Source organism: Nocardia acididurans (assembly GCF_016741815.1).
GTDB lineage: Bacteria > Actinomycetota > Actinomycetes > Mycobacteriales > Mycobacteriaceae > Nocardia > Nocardia acididurans.
Genome location: NZ_JAERRJ010000010.1, coordinates 311,219 through 328,600, shown reverse-complemented (window position 1 = coordinate 328,600; position 17,382 = coordinate 311,219). Strand labels below are relative to the sequence as shown.

The 17,382-nt window shown below is 67.8% G+C and carries 15 protein-coding genes; 6 read left to right on the top strand and 9 right to left on the bottom strand.

Translation table 11 applies throughout. The annotated features are described in order from the left end of the window. Positions 1 to 31: 31 nt before the first annotated feature. Complete coding sequence (locus JK358_RS26765) at positions 32 to 1,486, bottom strand: MFS transporter (protein WP_232851915.1); 1,455 nt, start codon at positions 1,484 to 1,486, stop codon at positions 32 to 34. Between the two features lie 102 nt (positions 1,487 to 1,588). On the opposite strand from JK358_RS26765, the gene JK358_RS26760 reads away from it, so the two are divergent. Next, positions 1,589 to 2,161, top strand: coding sequence for a TetR/AcrR family transcriptional regulator (locus JK358_RS26760; RefSeq protein WP_232851914.1), 573 nt, complete (start codon positions 1,589 to 1,591; stop codon positions 2,159 to 2,161). Between the two features lie 3 nt (positions 2,162 to 2,164). On the opposite strand, the gene JK358_RS26755 is transcribed toward JK358_RS26760, so the two are convergent. From JK358_RS26755 to infC, 4 genes are all read right to left on the bottom strand, one after another. Continuing rightward, complete coding sequence (locus tag JK358_RS26755; RefSeq protein WP_201952318.1) at positions 2,165 to 2,962, bottom strand: TrmH family RNA methyltransferase; 798 nt, start codon at positions 2,960 to 2,962, stop codon at positions 2,165 to 2,167. Positions 2,963 to 3,002: 40 nt separating this feature from the next. Next, positions 3,003 to 3,383, bottom strand: a complete 381-nt coding sequence (rplT, locus tag JK358_RS26750) for a 50S ribosomal protein L20 (RefSeq protein ID WP_043650578.1) — start codon at positions 3,381 to 3,383, stop codon at positions 3,003 to 3,005. A gap of 121 nt (positions 3,384 to 3,504) precedes the next feature. Further along, on the bottom strand, positions 3,505 to 3,699 hold the full coding sequence (rpmI, locus tag JK358_RS26745; protein ID WP_033090982.1) for a 50S ribosomal protein L35: 195 nt from the start codon (positions 3,697 to 3,699) through the stop codon (positions 3,505 to 3,507). 65 nt (positions 3,700 to 3,764) lie between these two features. Beyond that, positions 3,765 to 4,460 carry a translation initiation factor IF-3 gene (gene infC, locus JK358_RS26740; RefSeq protein WP_201952687.1) on the bottom strand — a complete coding sequence of 232 codons (696 nt, stop codon included), beginning with the start codon at positions 4,458 to 4,460 and terminating at the stop codon, positions 3,765 to 3,767. 331 nt (positions 4,461 to 4,791) lie between these two features. On the opposite strand from infC, the gene JK358_RS26735 reads away from it, so the two are divergent. Next, positions 4,792 to 5,163 carry a DUF1844 domain-containing protein gene (locus JK358_RS26735; protein WP_201952315.1) on the top strand — a complete coding sequence of 124 codons (372 nt, stop codon included), beginning with the start codon at positions 4,792 to 4,794 and terminating at the stop codon, positions 5,161 to 5,163. A gap of 74 nt (positions 5,164 to 5,237) precedes the next feature. On the opposite strand, the gene JK358_RS26730 is transcribed toward JK358_RS26735, so the two are convergent. The 4 genes from JK358_RS26730 to JK358_RS26715 form a co-directional block, all read right to left on the bottom strand. After that, positions 5,238 to 7,937 carry a DUF7824 domain-containing protein gene (locus JK358_RS26730; RefSeq protein WP_201952312.1) on the bottom strand — a complete coding sequence of 900 codons (2,700 nt, stop codon included), beginning with the start codon at positions 7,935 to 7,937 and terminating at the stop codon, positions 5,238 to 5,240. Further along, on the bottom strand, positions 7,934 to 9,328 hold the full coding sequence (locus JK358_RS26725; protein ID WP_201952310.1) for an SWIM zinc finger family protein: 1,395 nt from the start codon (positions 9,326 to 9,328) through the stop codon (positions 7,934 to 7,936). Before JK358_RS26725 ends, JK358_RS26730 begins: the two co-directional genes overlap by 4 nt. Positions 9,329 to 9,489: 161 nt before the next feature. Further along, entirely contained in the window at positions 9,490 to 10,116 is a 627-nt protein-coding gene (locus tag JK358_RS26720) for a TetR/AcrR family transcriptional regulator (protein WP_201952308.1), read from the bottom strand. 6 nt (positions 10,117 to 10,122) lie between these two features. Continuing rightward, positions 10,123 to 11,037, bottom strand: coding sequence for a class I SAM-dependent methyltransferase (locus JK358_RS26715; RefSeq protein WP_201952304.1), 915 nt, complete (start codon positions 11,035 to 11,037; stop codon positions 10,123 to 10,125). A 472-nt stretch (positions 11,038 to 11,509) separates the two neighbouring features. On the opposite strand from JK358_RS26715, the gene JK358_RS26710 reads away from it, so the two are divergent. From JK358_RS26710 to JK358_RS26695, 4 genes are all read left to right on the top strand, one after another. Continuing rightward, on the top strand, positions 11,510 to 12,352 hold the full coding sequence (locus tag JK358_RS26710) for an LppX_LprAFG lipoprotein (protein ID WP_201952301.1): 843 nt from the start codon (positions 11,510 to 11,512) through the stop codon (positions 12,350 to 12,352). Positions 12,353 to 12,576: 224 nt separating this feature from the next. Beyond that, on the top strand, positions 12,577 to 14,043 hold the full coding sequence (locus JK358_RS26705; protein WP_201952288.1) for a fatty acid desaturase: 1,467 nt from the start codon (positions 12,577 to 12,579) through the stop codon (positions 14,041 to 14,043). A gap of 125 nt (positions 14,044 to 14,168) precedes the next feature. Next, entirely contained in the window at positions 14,169 to 15,341 is a 1,173-nt protein-coding gene (locus tag JK358_RS26700) for a type III polyketide synthase (protein WP_201952684.1), read from the top strand. Positions 15,342 to 15,378: 37 nt separating this feature from the next. Further along, positions 15,379 to 17,358: an ATP-binding cassette domain-containing protein gene (locus JK358_RS26695; protein ID WP_201952285.1), complete on the top strand. Its 1,980-nt coding sequence runs from the start codon at positions 15,379 to 15,381 to the stop codon at positions 17,356 to 17,358. The last annotated feature ends 24 nt before the right edge of the window (positions 17,359 to 17,382 follow it).

The window sequence follows — 17,382 nt, the reverse complement described above, 5'->3', positions numbered from 1 at the left end:
GGCACCGGGGTGGTCCCGGTGCCGAATCTGATCAGTGCACGAAGGCCGGTGTGTCACCGGAGCTTTCGCTCGCCGCCGCGATATCGCTGCGACCTGGCAGGAACAGTGCGATCACCGCGCCGACCGCGACAATCACCGCCCCCACCCACACGGCGGGCACCAGCCCGTCGACGTAGCTCTGCGGGGTCAGATACGAACCAGTGGAGGCGAATACGGAAGCGAGGACCGCGATTCCGAGCGCCACACCGACCTCGCGCAGCGTGCTGTTGATTCCGGAGGCCATGGCACGGTCGTCGGGCGCGGCGCTGGCCATGACGACCGTGGCGCTCGGCGCGAAGGTCAGGCCCATGCCGACGCCGCCCAGCACGAACGGCAGCACCAGTGCGCTGTAAGCCATGTCGACACTTGAGACCAGCGCCATCCACGCCAGGGCTACCGCCAGCAGCGCCTGCCCCACGGCGACCAGGACACGGGGTCCGACCCGGTCCACGATCAGCCCGGCGATCGGGGCCACCACCATCGGGGCCATGGTCCACGGCAGCGTCCGCACACCCGCCTCGAGTGGCGAGTATCCCTGCACCACCTGGAAGAACTGGGCCAGCAGGAAGATCGCGCCGAACACGCCCACCGAGAAGGTGAGGATCACCGTGTTGATCACGCTGAAGCCGCGGGAACGGAACAACCGCAGCGGCAGCATGGGTTCCGGACTCCGCAGTTCCCAGACGATGAATGCCGCGAGCAGCGCCGCGCCGCCGAGCAATCCGCCCAGCACCGGGCCGGAGGTCCAGCCGTCGTCCGCGCCGTGCACGACGCCCCACACCACGGCCAGTACGCCGCCCGCCGACAGCACCAGCCCGATCAGATCCAATTGCCGTGCGCCACCGAAGGATTCACTCAGTACACGAGCCGCGAACGGCACCGCGAGAATCCCGATGGGCACATTCAGCCAGAAGATCCACTGCCAGCTCAGCCCCTCGACGACCGCGCCGCCGACCACGGGCCCCAGCGCCACGCCGAGCCCGGTGATGCCGCCCCAGATGCCGATGGCCGCACTGCGCATCTTCTCGGGCACCGCCTCCGACAGCAGGGTCAGCGACAGCGGCAGCACCGCCGCCCCGCCGAACCCCTGCGCGGCCCGCGCCGCGATCAGCATCCACGGCTCGGTGGCCAGCGCACACGCCGCCGAAGCGAGGGTGAACAGCGCGATGCCCGCCAGGAACATGCGCCGCCGCCCGATCCGGTCGCCGAGCGCGGCGGCCGTGAGCAGCAGTGAGGCGAAGGCCAGCGTGTAGGCGTTGACGAACCACTGCAGGTCGGTCAGTGAGGCGTTGAGCTCGGTCCGGATGACTGGCAATGCATTGGTCACGACCAGGTTGTCGAGGGTCACCATGAACATCGGAATGCCCACGGCCGCAATGACAGCGGCGAGCGGTTTCGGTTTCGCCAGGCCCGTCGCGGGCGGTTCGGCGGAGAGTGTGGAAGTCATGCCCAGATCCTTTGTTGTTATCCACTGATAACTTATGGATCGAAGAGTATGCATCGACTGATAACATGTCAAGACCGCACCGACGCGAAGGAGCTGATCCTCATGACCAGGACCCGGATGACAGCGAGCGAGCGCGGCGAACAGGTGCTGGCCGCCGCCGTCAGCGCCTTCGCCGAATCCGGTTACGCCGCGACGAAAACCGATGAGATCGCGCGGCGGGCGGGCGTCTCGCAGCCGTATGTGATCCGGCTGTTCGGGTCCAAGCAGCAACTGTTCCTGGCCGCGACCCGCGCGGTCTGCGAACGCGTCGAGGCCATCTTCCGGGCCGGTGTCGAAGCCGTCGGCCCGGACGCCGATACCGAGACCAGGATGGCGGCGATGGGCGACGGCTACCGCGCGCTCCTGCTGGAACGGGATCTGCCGCTGGTGCTCATGCACGGCATGGCCGCCAGCGCCGATCCCGTCATCGGCGACGCCGTCCGGGAACGCTACGGCAGCATGTACCACCTCTTGCGCGAGCTGACCGGCGCTTCACCGGTGCAGGCCCGCGAATTCTTCGCCACCGGCATGCTGCTGACCATGATGGCCGCCATGCGGGTGATCGGCGCGGACGCCGTCCACACCGACTGGGCCGAGGAGATCATGACCAATCTCGACGAGACCGAGACCTGCTGAGCCTCAGCCCCGGTGCTGCACCCGTGCGCCCGCGTACAGGCAGATAGCCGCTGCCGCAGCGAGATTCAGGCTTTCCGCGCGCCCGTGGATGGGGATGCGGATGCGGTGGGTGGCGCGGCGGGCTATGGCCGGATCCAGGCCGTGCGCCTCGTTGCCGAAGAGCCAGGCGACCGGGCCGCGCAGCAGTTCGTCGGCGTCGTCGAGGTCGACCTCGCCCTTGGCGGTGGTGGCCAGGGTCGCGATACCCGCGCCTTCCAGCGCCGCGAGGGTGGCCTCGATATCGCGTTCGCGGGCGACCGGGACGTGGAAAAGGCTTCCGGCACAGGCGCGTACGCATTTTCCGTTGTGCGGGTCGACCGAATCACCGGCCAGTACGACGCCGTCCGCGCCGACGGCGTCGGCCACACGGATCAGGGTGCCCGCGTTGCCGGGGTCGGCGATCCCGACCGGGACGGCCAGCATGCGCGGAGACTTCGCGAGGATGCCGCCCAGCGGCACGTCCACCTGATCGCAGACGGCGACCAGACCGGGCGGAGTCACCGTCTCCCCCAGCATTTCCGCGGCGCGGTCGCTCACCAGGGTGGTGCGCACGCCCTGCGCGGCGGCCCCGGCGACGAGTTCGTGCTCCCGTCCGGCGGCCCTGGAGGAGTAGAACAGTTCCCGCACGCGCTCGGTATCCAGTGCGGCCGCAACGGAATTCGCGCCCTCGGCGAGGAACAGTCCGGTCTTGCGGCGCTGCTGGCCGCGGTGCAGTTTGACAGCGGAAACGACCCGCGGATTGCGCTCGGAGAGCGCGTCCACGGGTCGTTCCGAATGCTGTTGCGTTGTCACGCAGGCCGAATCAGGCGGCCGGAGCGTTGACGTCGGCCGGCAGGGCGGCCTTCGCGACCGCGACCAGGCCGGCGAACGCCTCGGCGTCGGAGACGGCGAGCTCGGCGAGGATCTTGCGGTCCACCTCGACACCCGCGGCCTTCAGGCCCTGGATGAAGCGGTTGTAGGTGATGTCGTTCAGACGCGCCGCGGCGTTGATACGAGCGATCCACAGCTTGCGGAAGTCACCCTTGCGCGCGCGACGGTCGCGGTAGGCGTAGGTGAGCGAGTGCAGCTGCTGTTCCTTGGCCTTGCGGTACAGGCGCGACCGCTGACCGCGGTAGCCCTTGGAGGCCTCGAGAACGGAACGGCGCTTCTTCTGAGCGTTGACGGCCCTTTTGACGCGTGCCACTTGTCAGTCCTTGATCGGTAGGGGGCGCAGGGTCTTTCGCGTAGACACCGGGGGTGTGCGCCCGAGTTGGTCGAATTATGCGTTCCGCGAACGGATCGCTTGCGGCTGGCTCAGCCCGTATTTACTTGGCGAGCAGCTTCTTGACGCGAGCGACGTCCGCCTTCGCGACGACCTCCACACCGTCCAGACGACGAGTCCGGGTGGTCGGCTTGTGCTCGAGCAGGTGGCGGCGGTTCGCCTGCTGACGCAGGAGCTTGCCGGAACCGGACACCTTGAATCGCTTCGAGGCGCCGCTGTGGCTCTTCATCTTCGGCATGGATTCTCTCAATCTCTCGTGCCGGAGGCGCGCGACATCCGCGCCTCCGCCAATGCTGGTCGTTATTACTGCTGCGGGTCGGCAGCCGGAGCAGCGGCTTCGGCAGCCGGGGCGTCAGCCGGAGCGGGAGCCGCAGCCGGAGCGCTGTTGCGCGCCGGGGTGGAGCTCGCTTCGTTCTGGGCCTTCACCCGCGTCTTCGCGCCCTTGTGCGGGGCGAGGACCATGGTCATGTTCCGGCCGTCCTGCTTGGCCGAGGTTTCGACGAAACCGAATTCGGCGACGTCGGAGGCCAGCCGCTGCAAGAGCCGGTAACCGAGTTCCGGACGCGACTGCTCGCGGCCGCGGAACATGATCGTGACCTTGACCTTCGAGCCGGCCTGCAGGAAGCGCAGGACGTGGCCCTTCTTGGTCTCGTAGTCGTGATCGTCGATCTTCGGGCGGAGCTTCTGCTCCTTGATCACGGTCTGCACCTGGTTCTTCCGAGATTCCCGCGCCTTCTGCGCGGTCTCGTACTTGAACTTGCCGTAATCCATGATCTTGCAAACCGGCGGGCGTGCGTCCGGTGCGACCTCGACCAGATCGAGGTCAGCCTCCTGGGCGACACGTAGTGCATCTTCAACACGCACGATCCCAACCTGCTCGCCACCCGGTCCGATGAGTCGAACCTCCGGGACGCGGATGCGATCGTTGATGCGGGTCTCAGTGCTGATGGGGCCTCCTAGGTCAAGCGGTTCGTCAACGACCGCAAGCAATAAATGCAACCCCAATTTCAACACGAAAGCCCCGTGTTGGTATTTCACCACCACGGGGCCCGAGTCGACCGATCTTCGGCGCGAACAACTCGCACCGCACCGCACGCAGGACGAACCCACGCACAGAACCCATCCCGCTAAGGATGAGCGACCGGACCGTCGAAACCTGGTGCTGTGACCGGCAGACGGTGGGAGTCGGGCTCCACTTGATGCCCCGGAGCTGATCACAGGGATCACCCTGGGGCGGTCGTCGCAGGAAAGTCTAACAGCCCTTCCGCATAACTCCGAATCGGGTACCCGCACGACCAGCGGCAACCCGCGCGCTGCCATGCTCTACCCCATGAGCGAGGCGACTACGAACCAGGATTCGGGACTCATCGACGGTGAGGCCACGGTACGCGAACTGGCCGAGATTCCGGCCGTCGAGGTCATCAGCCGCGCCGCCGTCATGCTCATGAGCTCCGCGGCCGAGAAGCTGGGCCTGGGCGACGCCGACCCCTCGGCCAGCCCGCACCTGGATCTGGACGAGGCGCGGCGCGTCATCACCGCGCTCGCGGGCCTGGTCACGGCCTCGGTCGAATACCTCGGCCCGCATGCCGGACCCATCCGCGACGGTTTGCAGTCGTTGCAGCGCGCCTTCCGCGAGGCGTCGTCACATCCCGACGCCCCGGGGCAGGGACCGGGCGAGAAGTACACCGGCCCGGTGTACTGAGGGACGGACCCACGTATGGACAGAGTGCGGCGGCGAACCGGTGGTTCGCCGCCGCAGCTGTTTCCGCCTCGTGCTCAGCGCGCTTCGAGCTGGGCGTGCAGGCGCTTGGCCTCGCGAACCACACGGCTCGAACCCGACCGGTTCGCGAGTTCGGTGATCTCCGCGATCGGCTGCCACGCGGCGGCCGCCATGGCCGATTGGGTGGCGAGCGCGATCAGATCGGGCAGACCCGGACGCGCGCCGGCGATCAACGCGGGCAGCGCGACCGCGAAGGTCGGCCAGAGCGCCGCCGCCGCACCCGAGCGCACGGCATCACCGAGGGATGCGGCGAGCCGGGTGAGCTTGAACTCGGGCTCATGCTTGGCGAGCAGGCCGATGGCCGTTCCCAATTCGACGGCGGGGAGACGGTCGCGGGCCACGAAGGTGAGCAACGCGTCCACCGCCACCGTCCGCTGCTCCAGTTCCGCACTCGCCAGGCCGTGGGCGAGCACCGTCGCGGTAGCCGCACCGAACTCCCCGGCCGAGAGCGCCAAACCCGGCAGCGCAGCCGACCTGTCACCACCGCCCGCGAGCAGGTGGGCGGCGATCACCTCTGGATGCGAGGGCAGCACACTCGGCCACGAGGCCGCCCCGGCCGCATACCAACCGCGCGGATAGTTCCGGCCGTGCTTACCGGGCAGTTGGAACAACTCGTCCAGGGCATCGACCCGGTTGCGCCGCCCCAGGATTCGAGACCACACCCGCTCCGAGGACTCCAGTTCAGGCGTACGAACCACCGCGAGGATGTGCGTGCCCGGCGGCCGATGATGGTAGTAGCCGCTCTCCTCGTGGAAGCGCCACGGCTTCGCCTTACGCGCGGGAGTGATGGGGCCGCACAGGATTTCGGGCGTCAAATCGACCGCACCGGACAACCACTCGACTACTGTCCGGGCCGCATCGGAGGTGAACCGCCCTGCCGCCGCGATAAGTTCGGCACGCTCGGCGGCGCTGCCGGCCTCGTCGCCGGATTCCCCTGCGGCCGTATCGATTCCGGCACCCGATGGGGCGGGAGGCAGGCGGAGCAGGGCCTGCTTCAGATCGAGGGGGCCGGGTTCGATGCCCAGTTCCTCGTAGCGGCGCAGGCGATCCAGCAGGGTGCGGGGGTCGATGAGGCCGTTGGTCTCGGTCGGGGTGGCGAGCAGGACGGGGAGGTTGCCGCGCGCGACAGCGTGCGCGATCTCCATGCAGCGGTCGGTGAATGCCAGTGCGGGGATGGCCTCGTAGTGGCGGTAGGGCGGTTGGTGCACCGTGCCCTCGGGGTCGAGCAGGGCGCGGGCCACCAGGTGCGGGCCGGCGCTCGCGTAGGGGAGGAACTGCAGCGCTTCTGCCAGAACGGTTTTCGCGCGTTCTCGGTCACGGTAGGTGAATTCGACGAGCGCGGCGAGCTGGCGTTCGGCATCGGCGGTGACCTCGTCGCCGTGGGTTTCGGCCATCGCCTCCGCCAGTTCCTCGAGCGAGGCGATCGGGCGCAGCGGGGCGGTCGTGAAATCCGGTGCGGCGGGGGCGTTTTCCACCTCGGTGAGTTCGCCGCCGTAGACGGCGGCGATGCGCCCCGCGTAGGCCGGCGGCAGCGAGACCGCCGCATCCCGGACCGCTTCGCGGATGTGCGGACTCACCGCCGGTTCGTATTCGACGGCGAGGGCGGTCGCCCGGTCGATGTGATCGAGGGACTCACTGGAGAACAGCGCGCACACCGCCGACACGGTGGCGTCGACGCGATCGCGTGTGCGGGCGGTGCGGTCCAGCCACGTCAGGGTGGCGGTGAGCAGTTTCTTCTCGGTGCGGAAGAGCAGGGCGGAGGCGGCCTCCTCGACCTCGGCCGGGTCCAGCCCGTCCGCGTCGTCCAGCTGCTTCACGACGCGAAAAGCCATGTCCGCCACCGTGGACGGCGCGGTGGGGAGCAGGCGCAGGTAGTCGCGCCGGTACGAGCGGGTCTCGTCGAGGGTGGGGGCCAGCAGTTGATGGGCGAGCAGGGGCCAGCGCAGCTGCTGGGCGCTGCCGCCGCGCAGCAGGCGGCGCACGCACCCGTCGATCAGCGCGGGGCGGTCGAGTTCACCGGTGGCGGCGAGCCGGGCGAGCGCGGCGGCACGGGGGGCCTCGTCCTTGTTCTCCCACTGGAGAATCGGGCCTACGGCGTCGACGTCGAACAGCTTCGGGGCCAGCACTGTCCGGAACGGGTCCGCGGCGAGGGCGGGCCAGTCGGTGGCGCGCACCCACAGCAGCACGAATCCGTCCTCGGTGGGCGGGTCTGTCTTTGTGCGGAGGAAGATCTCGGCGGCCATGTACCAGATCCGCAGTTCGTGATCGGCCCGCGCCGGCGTGCCGCGCAACTTCCCGGACAGCCGCCGCGCCAATTCCAGTTGCCATTCGACCCCGCGGAAAGCCGTCACCTCAGCGACGCGGCGGGCCAGCGTGCGCAGGTCGGTCCGCCACTGGATTTCGAGATTGGTCCGCGCGAGCCACGTCGCGGCGGCGGCTGGCCCGGACAGGCAGGCGGCGCCCGCGATGAGGAGATTCGCATTGGTGCGCTGCCACCCGTTCCAATCGGAGACGTCACGCCACGGCACGATGAGCTTCGGCAACCCCGCCGCGGCCGCTTTTCGCCCGCCCTCGTCGAGCCCCGCCAGCGCAGTCACGACCGGCTCGGCGGCACCTCCCTCGATCGCGCGTCGCAGCTCCTCCCAGCTCGAACCGCTTCCCTCGATGCCACTGGCGGCCAACACATTCCGGTTCATGCCGCGCCGCCTGTTCCGATGGTGAGGTTCGGTTCACCAGCGGCTGCGGGGGTGTCGGCCGCGCGCAGCATGCGGACCGCGAGGACGTGTTTGCAGGGGCCGCGGCCGCCGCGGGTGTCGGTCCACCACGGGCAGGTGCAGGAGGCGTCGTCGGCGGAGAACCGGACCTGCCTGGGTGTTTCGCTCGCGGTGACGACGGCGGTGTCGGGGCCGGTGAAGACGACGCGGTTCTCGGCGACGAGTGCGCGCGCCGAGCGCAGGCGCGGGTTCAGTTCGGCGACGCGGCTCGCGTCGTAGGGCAGTTCGCGGTGGAAGTAGGCGGCCTCGGTCACGTCGTAGCCGACGCGGCCCGCCGTGCCCAGCTGGACGAGGGCCGAGCGGACGCGGGCGGCGTCCAGGCCGGAGCGTTCGGCGAGCAGGTCGGGTTCCAGATGGGGTTCGAAGTCCAGTAGCGCACCGAGCAGTTCGGCGTCGCCCGCGGCTTCCTCGGAGGCCAGGTCGGCGAGGACGCCGCCCTCGCCGGAGAATCCGCGCCACACCTCGGGTGAGAGGGTCAGCACGTAGCGCATACCGGGCAGCTCCAGTTCCCAGGCGCTGGCGACGGGTTCCGAGCCCGCACCGACCACCGGGCCGTACACCCGCAGGGCCTTGGCGAAGCGCAGCAGCGGGAGCATGGTGCCCAATCGTCTGCTGCCGCTGAGACATACGGCCCCGTTCTGCGGACGCGGGGAGATCCGCAGGCCGCGTCCGGCGGGCACCGCCCACATGACCTCACGACTGCCCTTGGGCAGCGAGCGCAGGAACCGGACGGCCTCGCCCGCGGGCAGTTCCGCGCGCAGATCGAATGCGACGGCGGCCACCTGCACCTCCGCGAAGCCGCGCAGCCACCGATCGGGCAGCGGCACCTTCTTCTCCACCACGGCGCCGTCCCCGGTGGTCACCGCGAGTTCGTCGTCGCCGACCGCGAAGTGCAGCGGATCGTTCCCACCCACTCGCGCCAGCGCCTCCCGCAGCGGCCCGTTCACATCCACGTTCGTGGTGCCGTGCGTGAGAATCTCTCCGTCCAGCGCGTTCCCGAGCACCGTCAGCCGGGCGTACACCCCGCAGCACGACGAGAACGACTCCAGTTGCAGCCGATCCCCCGCGCAGGTGATCACCGGATCCCGGGACCAGGCCGGCGGCACCGGATTCGGATAACTCGCCTGCGCCACATCCGCCAGCGCCAGCAGCCCCGCCGCCGTCGGCGCGGCCTGGGTCAGCAGCCCGCTGAAGAAGTGCGGATGCGCCGCCGGACCGGTCGTCGTCACACCACCCGAGGTGGCCAAACCCAAACGCCCGGACCAGAAACCAGAGGATCGGGCGTATCGGTAGCCCTGCTCGGTAGTCGTCATGGCCCAGGACCGTAGAGCGCCCCACCGACAATCCGGGATTCGCGGGGTTCCCTCGAATTCCCTGTCACCCCAACGCGATACGCTCCCCGATTTCGCCTCCGCCGCCACTCGTCACCCCACACCGCGGACCGGGCACCAGCGCGCTGGTCCATCGATCGGCGCTACTCGTCACCGGAGCCGTGTGGGGCGATGCCCGCGAGCAGAACGGTGATGACGGCGTCGATATCGGCGGTCGGCGGCGGTGTGGTGGGGAGCAGGGCGGTGAGGACCCGGTCATGGCAGATGCCGGCCAGCAGTGCCGCTGCCGCGTCGATGTCGGTCGCGGGGGCGAGCCGGGCCAGCGCGCGTTCGGCGGCGAGGTAGGTGGTCAGGCGCGTGCGCCAAGCCTGTTCATCGCCAGGGGTTTCGGTGTAGCGGGCGAGTATTGCGGGAGTGGCCAGCAGGCCCGCGAAGACGGGAAGGATCGCCTGGTGCAGGGCCAGGCCGGCGCGGAGGTAGGTGTGCAGGTTCTCCGCGACCGTCGCGTCACCGGCGGTGGGGAGGGGACCCAGTTCACGGTGGGCGGTGTCGACGTGGGCGCGCACCGCCGCGAGCAGCAGGTCCTCCTTGGAGGTGAAGTGGTTGTAGAGGACGCCGTCGGCGACGCCCGCGGCGCGGGCTATGGCGCGGACGGTGAGGCCCGCCGCGCCCTGCTCGGCTATGAGGCGCTGGGCGGTGCTGAGCAGGTGATCGCGGAGGCCGCGGTCGTCGGCGCTGTCACGCAGGGCCGCGGCCTTTCTCGGGGACATGGCTGTTCACGGTAGCGGCGTGGTGGCGGTGACCAGCCAGGCGGTGCCGCGCAGGCGGATGCCGTCCGGAGTTGCGAAAGGGGCCAGGGCGGCGGCGACCGCGGCGCGGACCTGATCGTCGATCGCGAAGACTTCGGTGCTGCTGGGCGGGCCCGAATTCGCCGCGACGGGACTCGTGACGGCGCGAGCCGAGCCCGCGAACGCCGGATCGGTGAGCATGCGGTGATGACGGACCGGGCCCCAGCCCATGATGAATTCGGTCGCGTCGGGGATGTCGCGGCCCCAGATGCCGTCGGCTTCCAGGTAGTCGACGGCGATATCGGTGCAGCCCGCGGCGGTGAGCAGGGCGCGGATGCCGTCCCGGTCGGCGAGCGGGCCGTGGGTGTGGCTGATCTCGAAGGTGGGCAGATGGGTTGCGGCGGCCCCGAATACGGTGCCGAGATCGGTGCCGGTCATGGGTGGCATGGTGACGAAGGCCAGGCGGCCGCCGGGGCGCAGGGCGCGGGCGATATTGCTGAAGGCGGCGACCGGGTCGGCGAAGAACATGATGCCGAAGCGGCTCAGGGCGGCGTCGAATTCGCCTGCGGGGAAGGGGAAGACCTGCGCGTCACCCTGTTCGAAGGCGATAGTGGCGATGCCTTCGGATCCGGCGCGTTCGCGGGCGCGGGCGAGCATCGGTCCGGAGAGGTCGATGCCCGTGGCGATGCCGCGCGGGGCCCGTCGGGCGGCCTCGCGGGTCAACTGGCCGGTGCCGCAGCCGATGTCGAGGATCCGGCTGTCGGCGGTGAGACACGCCGCCGACAGGAGAGATTCGTTGAAACCCGCGTTGATCGCGTCGTAGCGGTCGAAATGGTCTGCCCAGTGGGTGCCCTCGTAGCCGTTCCACGCCTGGGACTGGGCGGTATTGACGATTCGGGACATGCCCGCCTCCTATATGAACGCATGTTCATGAACGTGTGTTCATAATGAACGCGCACAGTCGCCCCGGTCAAGAGCACGAACCCTTCGCCGCACGACCGACAGTTGCGGCGCGATTGCGCGCCGCCCTCGCGGCCGCCCCCACTCGATGAAATGGCTCACCTGGACATCCGCCCCAGCGCCCTGCACACCATTTCCGGGTTTTCTCTTCGATAGCTCACACACATCGCCACAACGTTCGCAAGAGATTGCCAAAAATGTGCTGATTTACGTTAACAAAGAATCGAGTGGTGGTGGATAACCCTGCGCGAGTAGGTTTCTCGCGGATCGGAGGGTACCGGTCGTGGAATGTGCTGTGCGGCTTATGATCATCGCCGGTAGCTGCCGCACCGAGCAAAAGTGCTGCATACTACGACGCGGAACGGTGCCCATCGTTCCTTACACCGGGTCGAAACACTCTCAACGGGGGTTGTAGATGAAAGACTTGATTTCGCGGAGGCCCGCCAGCGGCCGGATTCGCACGAAGCGTGCGGGCCTGGCTGCCGTGGCGGCGGCCTCCGTATTCGCCGCACTCGTCACCGGGTGCAGCAGCGACGATTCCAAGGACGGCGGCACCACGTCGTCGACCGGCGTGCCCGCCGGCACCGCGCTGCCCGAGGGCTCGCAGATCATCCAGGAGTCGGCCAAGACCACGCAGACCCTGCAGTCGGTGCACCTCGATCTGGCCGTCACCAACGTGCCGAACCTGCCGGTGGAGACCGTCAAGGCCGATGTGACCAACCAGCCGCAGGGCGTGGGCTACGCCATCGGTGACGCCAAGGTCCGCATGAAGCCCGAAGAGGCGGCCACGGACACGAAGTTCATCGTCACCGACAAGAAGCTCTACGCGAAGATCGGCGGCAACTCGAACTACGCCGAGGTCGGCCCGGCCGAGCAGGTCTACGATCCGGGCGTAATCCTGGACAAGGACCGCGGTCTGGCCAATGTCATCGGCAAGATCCAGAACCCGAAGGCCGAGGGCCGCGAGAAGGTCAACGGCGTCGATGTCGTGAAGGTCTCCGGCACCATCGACGCGTCGGTCATCGACCCGATCGTCCCCAAGTCCGGCGAGGGCGCCACCACGCTGCCCATCGTCGTGTACATCAAGGACGTCGCGCCGCCGGCCAGCGGTACCGGCACCACCCTGCCGTCCGAGGCCGCTTCCCCGGGTGACGGCCCGAACCTGGTTCGCGCCGTGGTCACCAAGGGCTCCGGCACCATCCAGGTGACGCTGTCCGACTGGGGCAAGGAAGTCAAGGCGGTCAAGCCCGCGGGGTAATCCCCTCGCCTGGCGTTCGGCCATCGAGCCGGTCCGGGGAAACCTCAAGGGCGACAACACTTGTCGCCCCACTCCCCCGGACCGGCTCTGCCGTTTCCGGGGCCGGGCGGCACGCTCGGCCGACGAAGATATCTGTTTAAGAGATTGTTCAGTGAAATGCAAGGCGTTGCACGGACTCTAAGGTCCGACAGCTCGAACACGATGGTGAATGCCGGAGGGATGACATGACGACCGAACACCCCGAAGTGGAAGAGGAGTTCCGTCGGCCGCCTCCGGACCCCTCGGGTCCGCCTCCGCTGTCCAATGTGTGGATCTACAACGGCAAAGCCTACGACCTCAGCGACTGGATCTCCAAGCATCCCGGCGGTGAATTCTTCATCGGCAGAACGAAAAACCGGGATATCACCTCCATTGTGGGTTCGTACCACAAGAACCCGGAGGCGATCGAGAAGATCATCAAGAAGTACTCGCTGGACCGGCAGGCCCTGCCCGAGGACATCCACCCCAAGGCCAACGCGCCCGACTTCCTGTTCAAGGAAGGGTTCGACTCCTGGCGCGATACCCCGAAATACTCCTTCACCACGGACAAGGAAGACCTGCTCCACAAGGTGAAGGCCCGGCTCAAGGATCCCGAGCTGGCCGCCCGCATCCGCAAGATGGACACGATCTTCAACATCGTGACCGCCACCCTCGCCGTCGCGTACTTCGCGGTGCAGGGCCTGCGACTGTGGGACACCAGCTGGATGCCGTTGCCGCTCTTCGTGATTCTGATGGTGCTGCTGCGCAGCTCGCTGGCCGGATTCGGCCACTACGGCATCCATCGGGCCCAGAAGGGCTGGAACAAGATCTGGACGAACGCCTTCGACTTCAATTACGTCGCACTGTCTTTCGTCACCGCCGACGGCCACGCACTACTGCACCACCCGCACACCCAGAGTGAAGTCGACATCAAGAAGAACGTCTTCACCATGATGATGCGCATTCCGCGCCTGTTCCGGATTCCCGTGCACACCGCGCACAAATTCGGGCACACGGTCACCGGCATGATCATGCGCCTGCTGGATGTCTGCCGCCTCACCCGCAAGGTGGGCATCAAGGATATGTACGGCACCTGGGGCGGGGCGCTGCCGCACTTCATCGGCTCCTTCGGCGTGCGGTTCCTGCTGCTGGGCGAGCTGATCGTGTTCACGCTGGCGGGCGACTTCTGGGCCTGGGCACTGCAATTCGTGTTCACCCTGTGGGTCTCCACCTTCCTGGTGGTGGCGTCGCACGACTTCGAGGTGCACACCGAGGAGCTGGAGTCCAATACCGACGACTGGGCCATCAACCAGATCGAGCAGGCCTACGACCTGAAGGTGGTCGGCAACAAGTACGTCGACTGCTTCCTGTCCGCGGGCTTGAGCTCGCACCGTGTCCACCATGTGCTGCCGTATCAGCGCAGCGGCTTCGCCAATATCGCCACCGAAGACGTATTGCGTGAAGAGTCAGCGAAATTCGGCGTCGAATGGCATCCCGCGAAGAGCTTCTTCACCGACCGTTTCCCGAAGCAGATCCAGACGTACATCCTGGCGCCCTCGGATGACGCGAAGGAACGGAACTGGGGCTTCTTCAAGGAGCATTTCTCGCCACTGGCCCTGAAGACCTGTGTCGTCTACACCGCACAGGGATTCACCGGAATCGGAACGGTCTGAACCCGTTTCGCAACGTAGTTGATTGACAGGTGCTCGAGCCCATCCGCAAACAGCTCGAGCACCATAATTTCGAAAGTAGGGGAGATTTCGTGTCTGTCACCATCGATGAGGGGGGCTTCGCGCCCATGCCGGCCGCGCTGAATGCTGTTGGCACCGAACAGGGTTACGGCCTCGCACAGCCCATGCTGCCGCCCACTCCGCCGACCACCGTCGCCGTGATCGAATCCATCGCCACCGGTTCACCCGCCGCGATCTTCGATCAGCACGAGGCCGCGCAGCAGGTCGCCGCACTGTTCGACGATCCGGCCCAGCAGGTGCGAATTCCGCGGGTGTACAAGAAGACTCGCATCGACACCCGCCGCCTGGCCGTCGATCCGATGGCTCCGGAGTTCCGCGAGTTCAGCGCGAAGCGCGGCACCATCCGCGAGCGCATGAACCTGTTCTTCGAGCATGCCGCACCGCTCGCGGTCGATGTGGCCGGGCGCGCCGTCGCCGGGCTGGAGAACCCGCGCGAGGAGATCGGCCAGCTGGTGTTCGTCACCAGCACCGGATTCATCGCCCCGGGCGTGGACGTGGCCGTGGTCAAGCAGCTCGGCCTGTCCCCCACCGTCAACCGGGTCACCATCAACTTCATGGGCTGCGCCGCGGCCATGAACGGCATCCGCACCGCCACCGATTACGTCCGGGCGCATCCGGATAAGAAGTCGCTGGTCATCGCCATCGAGCTGAGCTCGGTGAACGCGGTCTTCGCCGACGACATCAACGACGTGATCATCCACAGCCTCTTCGGCGACGGGTGCGGCGCGGTCGTCATCGGCGCGAGCCAGCCGCAGCAGCCGCTGGACGCCGGCAAGATCGTGATCCGGGACAGCTTCTCCATGCTGTTCGACGGCGCGGAGGACGGCATCGTGCTCGGCGTCAACGACAATGGCATCACCTGCGATCTCGCCGAGGCGCTGCCGCAGTACATTATCGACGGTGTCGGCCCGGCCATCTCGGATGTGCTGGCGCACAACGGGATCCAGAAGTCGGACATCGACCTGTGGGCCATCCACCCGGGTGGTCCGAAGATCATCGAATCCTCCATCGCGTCGCTGGGCCTCGAGCCCGAGGTCGCCGCGCCGTCCTGGGACATCCTGGCCCAGCACGGAAACATGCTGAGCGTTTCGCTGATCTTCGTGCTGGAGCAGATGATCGCGCAGGCAGAGGGCGACAAGCCGCTGTCCACCGGCATCGCCTTCTCCTTCGCGCCCGGCGTCACGCTCGAGGGCATCGTCTTCGACATCGTGCGCCACTGACGCTGCCGGACAAGCCGTTTCAGGAAGCAGCAAGCAAATGCAACTCATCAGATTCCTCGTCTCCATCTCGTGGACGCGGATCGCGGCAGTCGTCGCCGCCGGTCTCGTCACCGGCGTCGCGAACACCTACCTGGTCACCCTGATCAGAGGTGTCGTGTCACCGGAACCGCAGCCGGGCGTCACCGTCCAGGCCTTCGCCGTGACGGGCGCGGTCATCCTGGTCGGCGGCGTGCTGTCGCAGGTGCTGCTGATCCGCCTGGCCCAGGAGGCCATCTTCCGGCTGCGCGCGCAGCTCAGCTCGGGCATCGTCTCGGCGCCGCTCGAGCATCTGGAACGGCTGGGCATGCACCGGCTGATGGCCACGCTCACCGAGGATGTGCGGTCGCTGTCGCAGGCCGTGACCGCCATCCCCAGCATCGTCGTGGACGTCGCCACCATCGTCGGCTGCTTCATCTGGCTGTGGGTGGTGTCGGGGACCGTCTTCGCCATCACGGTGGCGGGCACTCTGCTCGGCATCGCGTGTGTCGAACTGTTCCTCAAGCGGGTGCGCAAGCTGTACCGCGAAGCCCGCGAGAACGAGGACGCGCTGCTGCACTCGTTCCAGGCCGTCACCCTGGGCATCAAGGAGCTCAAGCTGCACCGCGGCCGTCGGCAGGACTTCATGGACAAGCACCTGCTGGGCACCGCGGACACGCTGAAGCAGCAGAACACCGAGGCCGGGTCGAAGTTCTCGATCGGCCAGGGGCTGGGGCAGACGCTGCAGCTGGTCACCATGGGCCTGATCCTGTTCGTACTCGCGAAGGCGCTGAAGCTGCCGCAGGACGTCATGATCAGCTACGTGCTGGTCACGACCTTCCTGTCGATGCCGATGCAGAACTTCATGCACCGGATCCCGGACCTGCTGCGCGGTGATGTGGCGCTGTCGAAGATCCAGGACATGAACCTGTCCATGTCGGCCATGCACAACGAGGCGGCGCTGCCGTACGTGGAGCGGCCGGCGGCGACCGAGGCGCGGTTGCAGCTGACGGGGGTGAGCTACGGATACCTGTCCGAGCCGCCGTCGCCGTTCCCGCCGGGACCGGGCGAAGGCCCGCCGGGCGCGGGATCACATCCCGGTCCGGGACCGAACGGCGGTCCGGGACAAGGAAATCCGGGGCAGCAGGGGCACGGCGGCCAACCGGGCCACGGCCCCGGTGGTCATCCCGGGCACGGTCCCGGCGGCCATCCTGGTCATGGTGGGCACCCGGATTCGGCCGGGCATCCGCAGCATCCCGGTGCGCCGGGTGCGGGCGGGCCGAATGTGCTGCAGCCGGATGTCAACGGGCACAGGTTCTTCAGCCATTCCGGGCAGGACCGGCGGCCGGTGCCGATGGGTCCGCCGCCCGGTGGTGACGGCACCGGCTTCCAGCTGGGCCCGATCGACCTGAGCTTCGAACCCGGGCAGATCACGTTCATCGTGGGCGGCAACGGCAGCGGCAAATCGACGCTGGCCAAACTGATCACGGGCCTTTACGTCCCGCGTGACGGCCACCTGACGCTCAACGGCGAACGCATCGGCCACGACAATATCGAGTGGTTCCGGCAGAACTCCTCGGCCATCTTCACCGATTTCCACCTGTTCGAGGACTACCTCGGGTTCAACCGGCCCGACCTCGACGGCGAGGTGCGCAGGTACCTGCACGAGTTGCAGATCGCCGACAAGGTGACGGTGGAGAACGGGAAACTGTCGACCATCAACCTGTCGCAGGGTCAGCGCAAGCGGCTCGCCCTGCTCACCGCGCTGCTGGAGGATCGGTCCATCCTGCTCTTCGACGAGTGGGCCGCCGATCAGGATCCGCGCTTCCGCGAGGTCTTCTACCGGGAGATCCTGGCCGACCTCAAGGCGCGCGGGAAGACCGTCATCGTGATCACCCACGACGACCGCTACTTCGGCCTCGCCGATCAGCTGGTCAAACTGGATTTCGGGCGCGTGGTCTCGGTCGAGAACGCCGTCCAGCCGGTGGCAGCCGCCGACTAGCACACGGTATCGACGGACCCGTCG

Excerpts from the sequence above, each read along its gene's own strand:
- JK358_RS26765 (WP_232851915.1), bottom strand. The coding sequence starts at position 1,486 with ATGACTTCCACACTCTCCGCCGAACCGCCCGCGACGGGCCTGGCGAAA.
- JK358_RS26760 (WP_232851914.1), top strand. The coding sequence starts at position 1,589 with ATGACCAGGACCCGGATGACAGCGAGCGAGCGCGGCGAACAGGTGCTG.
- rpmI (WP_033090982.1), bottom strand. The coding sequence starts at position 3,699 with ATGCCGAAGATGAAGAGCCACAGCGGCGCCTCGAAGCGATTCAAGGTG.
- JK358_RS26735 (WP_201952315.1), top strand. The coding sequence starts at position 4,792 with ATGAGCGAGGCGACTACGAACCAGGATTCGGGACTCATCGACGGTGAG.
- JK358_RS26730 (WP_201952312.1), bottom strand. The coding sequence starts at position 7,937 with ATGAACCGGAATGTGTTGGCCGCCAGTGGCATCGAGGGAAGCGGTTCG.
- JK358_RS26725 (WP_201952310.1), bottom strand. The coding sequence starts at position 9,328 with ATGACGACTACCGAGCAGGGCTACCGATACGCCCGATCCTCTGGTTTC.
- JK358_RS26720 (WP_201952308.1), bottom strand. The coding sequence starts at position 10,116 with ATGTCCCCGAGAAAGGCCGCGGCCCTGCGTGACAGCGCCGACGACCGC.
- JK358_RS26715 (WP_201952304.1), bottom strand. The coding sequence starts at position 11,037 with ATGTCCCGAATCGTCAATACCGCCCAGTCCCAGGCGTGGAACGGCTAC.
- JK358_RS26710 (WP_201952301.1), top strand. The coding sequence starts at position 11,510 with ATGAAAGACTTGATTTCGCGGAGGCCCGCCAGCGGCCGGATTCGCACG.
- JK358_RS26705 (WP_201952288.1), top strand. The coding sequence starts at position 12,577 with ATGACGACCGAACACCCCGAAGTGGAAGAGGAGTTCCGTCGGCCGCCT.
- JK358_RS26700 (WP_201952684.1), top strand. The coding sequence starts at position 14,169 with ATGCCGGCCGCGCTGAATGCTGTTGGCACCGAACAGGGTTACGGCCTC.
- JK358_RS26695 (WP_201952285.1), top strand. The coding sequence starts at position 15,379 with ATGCAACTCATCAGATTCCTCGTCTCCATCTCGTGGACGCGGATCGCG.